11 protein-coding genes and 1 pseudogene are annotated in these 5,852 nt (G+C 34.3%); 9 read left to right on the top strand and 3 right to left on the bottom strand.

All coding sequences use genetic code 11. The annotated features are described in order from the left end of the window. The first annotated feature begins 56 nt into the window (after positions 1–56). Positions 57–287, top strand: a complete 231-nt coding sequence (locus FJ213_12550; GenBank protein MBM4176981.1) for a DUF433 domain-containing protein — start codon at positions 57–59, stop codon at positions 285–287. A gap of 2 nt (positions 288–289) precedes the next feature. Beyond that, entirely contained in the window at positions 290–661 is a 372-nt protein-coding gene (locus tag FJ213_12545) for a hypothetical protein (GenBank protein MBM4176980.1), read from the top strand. A 95-nt stretch (positions 662–756) separates the two neighbouring features. Here FJ213_12545 and FJ213_12540 read toward each other — a convergent pair whose 3' ends face one another. Both FJ213_12540 and FJ213_12535 read right to left on the bottom strand, forming a co-directional pair. Continuing rightward, entirely contained in the window at positions 757–1,416 is a 660-nt protein-coding gene (locus FJ213_12540; protein ID MBM4176979.1) for a nucleotidyl transferase AbiEii/AbiGii toxin family protein, read from the bottom strand. Further along, a complete protein-coding gene (locus FJ213_12535; protein MBM4176978.1) occupies positions 1,395–1,988 on the bottom strand; it encodes a hypothetical protein in 594 nt (197 codons plus the stop codon). The genes FJ213_12540 and FJ213_12535 overlap by 22 nt, the downstream gene beginning before the upstream one ends. A 195-nt stretch (positions 1,989–2,183) precedes the next feature. Here FJ213_12535 and FJ213_12530 point away from each other — a divergent pair, with 195 nt between their 5' ends. Then, positions 2,184–2,465 carry a hypothetical protein gene (locus FJ213_12530; protein ID MBM4176977.1) on the top strand — a complete coding sequence of 94 codons (282 nt, stop codon included), beginning with the start codon at positions 2,184–2,186 and terminating at the stop codon, positions 2,463–2,465. Between the two features lie 114 nt (positions 2,466–2,579). Here FJ213_12530 and FJ213_12525 read toward each other — a convergent pair whose 3' ends face one another. Beyond that, entirely contained in the window at positions 2,580–2,885 is a 306-nt protein-coding gene (locus tag FJ213_12525; GenBank protein MBM4176976.1) for a hypothetical protein, read from the bottom strand. A 229-nt stretch (positions 2,886–3,114) separates the two neighbouring features. On the opposite strand from FJ213_12525, the gene FJ213_12520 reads away from it, so the two are divergent. The 6 genes and pseudogenes from FJ213_12520 (at position 3,115) to FJ213_12495 (ending at position 5,691) form a co-directional block, all read left to right on the top strand. After that, positions 3,115–3,309 (top strand): hypothetical protein, encoded by a 195-nt coding sequence (locus FJ213_12520; GenBank protein MBM4176975.1) that lies wholly within the window; start codon positions 3,115–3,117, stop codon positions 3,307–3,309. Beyond that, complete coding sequence (locus FJ213_12515; GenBank protein MBM4176974.1) at positions 3,242–3,691, top strand: hypothetical protein; 450 nt, start codon at positions 3,242–3,244, stop codon at positions 3,689–3,691. Before FJ213_12520 ends, FJ213_12515 begins: the two co-directional genes overlap by 68 nt. A gap of 21 nt (positions 3,692–3,712) precedes the next feature. Continuing rightward, positions 3,713–3,959, top strand: a pseudogene (locus FJ213_12510) (YgiT-type zinc finger protein). 33 nt (positions 3,960–3,992) lie between these two features. Continuing rightward, on the top strand, positions 3,993–4,874 hold the full coding sequence (locus tag FJ213_12505; GenBank protein MBM4176973.1) for a DUF1848 domain-containing protein: 882 nt from the start codon (positions 3,993–3,995) through the stop codon (positions 4,872–4,874). Then, positions 4,840–5,382 (top strand): transposase, encoded by a 543-nt coding sequence (locus FJ213_12500; protein MBM4176972.1) that lies wholly within the window; start codon positions 4,840–4,842, stop codon positions 5,380–5,382. The genes FJ213_12505 and FJ213_12500 overlap by 35 nt, the downstream gene beginning before the upstream one ends. A gap of 123 nt (positions 5,383–5,505) precedes the next feature. Next, a complete protein-coding gene (locus FJ213_12495; protein MBM4176971.1) occupies positions 5,506–5,691 on the top strand; it encodes a hypothetical protein in 186 nt (61 codons plus the stop codon). Positions 5,692–5,852: the final 161 nt, after the last annotated feature.

Raw genomic sequence — 5,852 nt, 5'->3', positions numbered from 1 at the left:
ATTAGCAAAAAAATATTATATTTAATTAAAGTCTAACAAATTAATAGAGTAATCAAATGAAAACACTTGATCGAATTACTATAGAACCAGATGTAATGGGAGGAAAGCCCTGTATTCGCGGACTTAGAGTAACAGTTGGGGCTATTGTCGGTTTAGTTGCCAGCGGTCATACGTTTGATGAAATATTAAAAGCTTATCCGTACTTAGAAAAAGCTGATATAGAACAGGCGTTAGCATATGCCGCGTGGCGAGTTGAAGAACAAGAAGTACCAATAACAACTTCATGAACATAAAAATACTTATCGATATGAATCTTTCTCCAGAATGGATAGAGGCTTTTGAATCAAATGAATTAAGCGCAGTTCATTGGTCTCAAGTTAGTAATCCGAGGGAAAAAGATTCTGCAATAATGGAATATGCAAGAAAAAATAAATTTGTAGTGTTTACTCACGATCTAGATTTCGGTTCGTTATTAGCTGCAACAAATGAAGAGGGCCCAAGCGTTATACAGGTTCGCACACAGGATAATTTACCGGATAAATTAGGCGATCTAGTTATTTCTGCGATCAAACAATATCAGCACATTCTTGAAACAGGAGCTTTGATCGTTATTGACGAATTTAAGATGAGAGCCCGCATTTTACCACTTAAAAAAGTGTAGCAACTATCTTTCTTTTGCGCAAAAATCAAAATCCCCGAAACTGTATTGAAAAACTTTTCTAGGTTAGCGAAATAGCAAAGAAATAAATTGTCTTATTACAGCTTTCTTTTTATTTCCTCTTGTAAGAACTTGAGCCTATTTTCTGTGTAAAAATTTCTGTCTTTTTCTTCCAGTACCGAGCCAAGTGTTACCTTAAAATCTCTATCCTTAAAGTTGCTTATAATTTCTAACATCAGCTCAAGTCTGTTTTTATCTGAAATGATTTCAACTCCGCGCATTAAAAGAAACTCTATATCAAAACAATCTCGAATTAATTTTCTCGAGAGGAATGCTTCGGTTTTATTCGCCATCATTTGCTGCAGAGACAAAGCCTTAACAATAACTTGCTTATTAGAAAATCTTGAGAATGCAATTTTCCTTTCCCAGTCAAAGTCCTTTTGTTCTTTTCTGATTTCAATTTTTAAGTTGCGTGTGACCTTTGATGAGCGGAATTCAAAAAGTAAAGTATATTTTTTATTCGCTGAATCTAAAACTCTGTAATTAGCCAATAATACCTCTTTCATTTTTAAATAGATTGATTTTGAATCCGAATTTACATTCAGCCAAAAGTCTAAATCCGTTGAATAGCGATTTAAGTTGTGGCACAGCCGCAGCATTGTTCCACCGCCGAAAAAAAGAGAGTCGAGCACCTTTACGCTGTTCAGCAGTTCAAGAACCTCTATTTCAAATATCTCTAAACTCTGTAAGTCTTGCATAGCTGTCCCCAAAAAGTTTTCGTTCTTCTGTTTGTTAGATTTATAAATTGTTCTACTCTACTTTTTTTAATTTTCTTAAAGTCAACCGCGTCAAAGTCACAGTTATACTTTCCAATTGCAGTCAGATATACAGCATCGGCAATTGCTTTCTCTGGAAGAGCTATAAAAAAATCATTAAGAAGGTCAAACCCTGTGTACATTTCTTTTTTGATCTTTGTATAAGCAAATTCAATGTTTTTAGCTTTAACAGTTTTTGTCCTTTTCAGTTGTATTGACTCAATAAAATTCTGCTGCTGCTGAGCAGAAACATTATAATAACTTAACGCTGTTGTAAGAGAAATATATGATGGCACCTGAACAATATTTGCGATATGAAAAAGTTCTTCTTCTTTCAACCGCATTAATTTCTCGGCAGGAATATATAAATCCCTTTTCAGACGAACTAAAAAACCTGCCGCAGCATATCTTGATGCTGTAACTTTTGCTGATTCTCTGCTAATTACAAGCGTGTTCGCTATATCATCTATGCCGAGCAGAGTTTTTTCCGCTTCAGCAAGCTTATAGTATTTCATAATGAGTAATTATAGTTAATTAATACTTTTGCTAATTTAGTATATTTATTAATAAATGCAAAAAAAACAAATCTCTTTATGCTTATTTAGTTGCCTTTCTGTAAAATCAAGACTATTTTCACGCCAAGTGGCATATCCAAAATTTGGATTATTCGGTAATAATATAAAATAAAACACATTATTCAGGAGAAGAATATGAAAATATCAAGAATGAACCTTTTTGCAGGTGATTCAAAATTAGTCGCTTTCTTCGACATTCAAACCGAAGAAGGAATAATCATAAAAGGGTTCAAATTAGTCAATGGAGCAAATGGCTTATTTGTTGGCGCTCCATCCGAAAAAGGGAAAGACGATAAATACTACGACAGCGTCATCATCCCAAAAGAGTTAAAAGAATCTCTTCAAACAATGGCAATTGAAGAATACAACAAAGCGAAAGAGGGTGGGGCTGCACAGTCAGAAGATTCGCCATTTTAATCTTTTATAAATAGTTCAACACGATAAGCACAAATGATGATATTCTCATTCCGGAAGCTTGTCTGTTCAGTGTTGTTATTTGTGCTTTTTTGTTTTTAGCTGAGTTGTGCTGTTTTATTTTTCTTTTTCCAATATTGAGCGGTAAGTTGTAATCTCGACTTTTGTTGAACCCTCGTAACCTTCAGAGATTATTTTCAATCCGCCTACTTGCTTGTAAATTTTTACAGTGCAAATTTTTTTGTTGTTAACTACAATATCTTTGAAAGTGACTTCTCGTTTCGAGGAAACATTTTCCTGCGCCCAGTAAACGCCTTTCATTGCACCGTTAAATGCAATTTGAATATCTTCGTTTTCATCCTGAATCTGCCCCGGAAGAAACGCAAGTAGAGGAAGAATTAAGATTAGAGTTAATCTTTTCATTTGACCTCCAAATTTTAATAATGTTTTTTTTGCATATTTAATTTAATCAAACGACAATTTCTAATCAAATCAGTATGAACAGCTCAACTATTTATTTCCGCCGCCGAGACTAAGCAATACGGAGTTTTCTTAAAATTTTATCGCTTGTTTTTAATTAAATCAATAATAGCTATCTTTAGCTAAATTATTTTAAAGTTATTTTTTACCTATGAGCCGATTAAATCTAAGTATGATAAAAGATAAAAAGGCATTCTCGGTTGTTTCTCTTTTAGACGAATCAAATGATAAAACATACTGGCTCTCGAAAACACCACAAGAAAAAATTCAGGCAATAGAATTTTTACGACAAACAATGTATGGTTATGATCCAACTACCACCCGACTTCAGAGATTTTTTGAAGTTGTTGAACTTAAAAAAAGTTGAATATTTAATAATCGGCGGGTATGCTGTCGGATATTATGGCTATCCAAAAGCAACAGGAAATATTGATATCTGGATTTCCAATAAAAAGTCAAACGCAGTAAAAATTGCAGAAGTTATTAAGGAATTTGGGTTTGATGTTCCCGATCTGTCTGCCGCTTTGTTTACGGAAGAGAATAAAATAACACGAATGGGCGTGCCTCCTCTTAGAATAGAATTGCTTACATCAATTTCCGGCGTTGACTTTGATGAATGTTACAAGGCAAAAGAAGTTACTATGCTCGATGATGTAGAAGTAAATTTTATCAACCTTGAACATTTAAAAATAAATAAGAAATCTGCTGGAAGATATAAAGACTTAGACGATTTAGAAAACCTGCCTTAAGAATCAAAAGGAGGAAAAAAAATGATGCCTTTTAATAAATGCCCTATTTGTGGTAATGATTTGGCAGAAAAAGAGGTTGAAAAAACTTTTACGCGGAGGCAATAATACCGCAGTGGTTAAAGTAAAAGCAGAAGTATGTATGAAATGCGGCGAACGTCTATATTCTCAAGATACGGTAAGAAATTTTGAGCAGATTAAAAGTAAGCTTGAGCAAGAAAAGACAAAAGAATTTCATTTGCTGGGACGTTCTTATCAAGTGAGTTTGTAAACTTGATTTTTTAGAAAAATATATTTTAAAAGTATGATCATCTCAGCAAGCCGTAGAACAGATATTCCCGCTTACTACTCCGAATGGTTCTGCAATAGAATTGAAGAAGGATTTTGTACGGTTCCCAATCCATTCAATTCAAAGCAAATTTCATTTGTGGACTTAACTTCAAGTAAAGTTACTGCAATCGTATTTTGGACTCGCAACGCTTATCCGCTTATGAAAAGACTTCACTTGCTTAATGAAAAAAAATACAACTATTATTTCCAATTTACTATCAACAATTTTCCAAGAAACTACGAGCCGTACAATCCAAGTCTTGAAACAGCAATTAAATGCTTCAAAGAACTTGCTCAAAGAATTGGCAAAGGAAAAGTAATTTGGCGCTACGACCCGATTCTTTTTACAGATGACCTTGATTTAAACTTCCACATCAAAAACTTTACAAACATTTGCAGCTCTCTTGCCGGCTGCACAAAACGAGTAGTCATCAGCATTGTAGATAATTACAAAAAAACATTGCGAAGATTGAACAAGCTTGGCACAAACTATGAAGAAAACCAAATTGAAAAACCTGAAGTCGAAAAGCTTTTGAAAGTAATTGTCGAAACCGCAAGCAAAAACGGAATGGAAGTAGAAAGCTGTGCAGAAGCAAAAAACTTTAGCTACTTGGGAATACAACCTAGCAAATGCATCGACGATAGAATTTTACAAGATGAATTTGAAATAGACTTAACATTTAAGAAAGACAAATCGCAGCGGCTTGAATGTGGATGTATGATTAGCAAAGATATTGGAATGAACGATACTTGCTTAATGGGTTGTGAATACTGCTACGCAACAAGTTCGCACAGTAAAGCAGTAAGAAATAAGAAAATACATGACAAAATTTTTTCATCACAAATACCGTATTGAATCTGCTCGATTAGAGGGTTGGGATTATTCAACTCCTTGGTGGTATTATATAACTATTAACATAAAAGATCATGTTTGTCGTTTTGGAGAGGTCCACAATGGTAAAATGATTTTGAATGAATTGGGAAAAATTGTTGAACATGAGTGGATGAAAACAGCAGACATACGGAAAAATGTTGAATTAGATTATTATGTTATAATGCCCAATCATATTCATGGGATTATTATATTAAATGAAAATAATAATTGTAGAGACGTTGCGCGCAACGTCTCTACAATTAAAAATAAATTCTCGGAAATTTCACCAAAATCAAATTCGCTTTCGGCTATTATTCGTTCATTCAAATCCGCTGTAACCAAAAATGCTCACAAAAATGGCTATGTATCATTCCAATGGCAATCCAGATTCTACGATAGAATAATCCGTAATGCAAATGAGCTGTTCCGAATTAGAAAATACATTGAACAAAATCCTTTGAAATGGGAAATTGAAAAAAAACGAAATTGAAAATTTGGATTTGTAATTTGACAAATGTCGTAGTAGAGACGTTGCACGCAACGTCTCTACAGAAATAAATGGTTTCAATCTTCTTACATTATACATTAACTATGATTTTCCACCTTGACCTCGATGCATTCTTTATCTTTGTTGACTTGTTCGCCTCTGGCTGAACGCATACTTGATCTCTTCGACTGTGCTCAGAGCAAGCCTTCGCTTGAAGGAAAACCGGTAGTCGTTGGTGCGGATCCAAAAGCTGATGCGTATGGGCAGCCGCATGGGCGTCCGCCGCAGGCGGATTGCAGCTTGCTCATATGAAACACGTAAATGCAAACTACACCCTGTGATTCGATATAAATATTTTAATAAAATTCCTATTGCGTTTTGATTTCCCTTTCTCGATACTTGCCGTAAGAAGAAGTTAGTAATGAAAATTAAACCGGTAAGTAAGTACTTTTGGGGATTCATCTACGATTTAA

This window comes from Ignavibacteria bacterium (assembly GCA_016873845.1).
In the GTDB taxonomy this organism is placed as follows: Bacteria; Bacteroidota; Ignavibacteria; order Ch128b; family Ch128b; genus JAHJVF01.
This window is presented reverse-complemented; position numbering and strand designations above follow the sequence as displayed.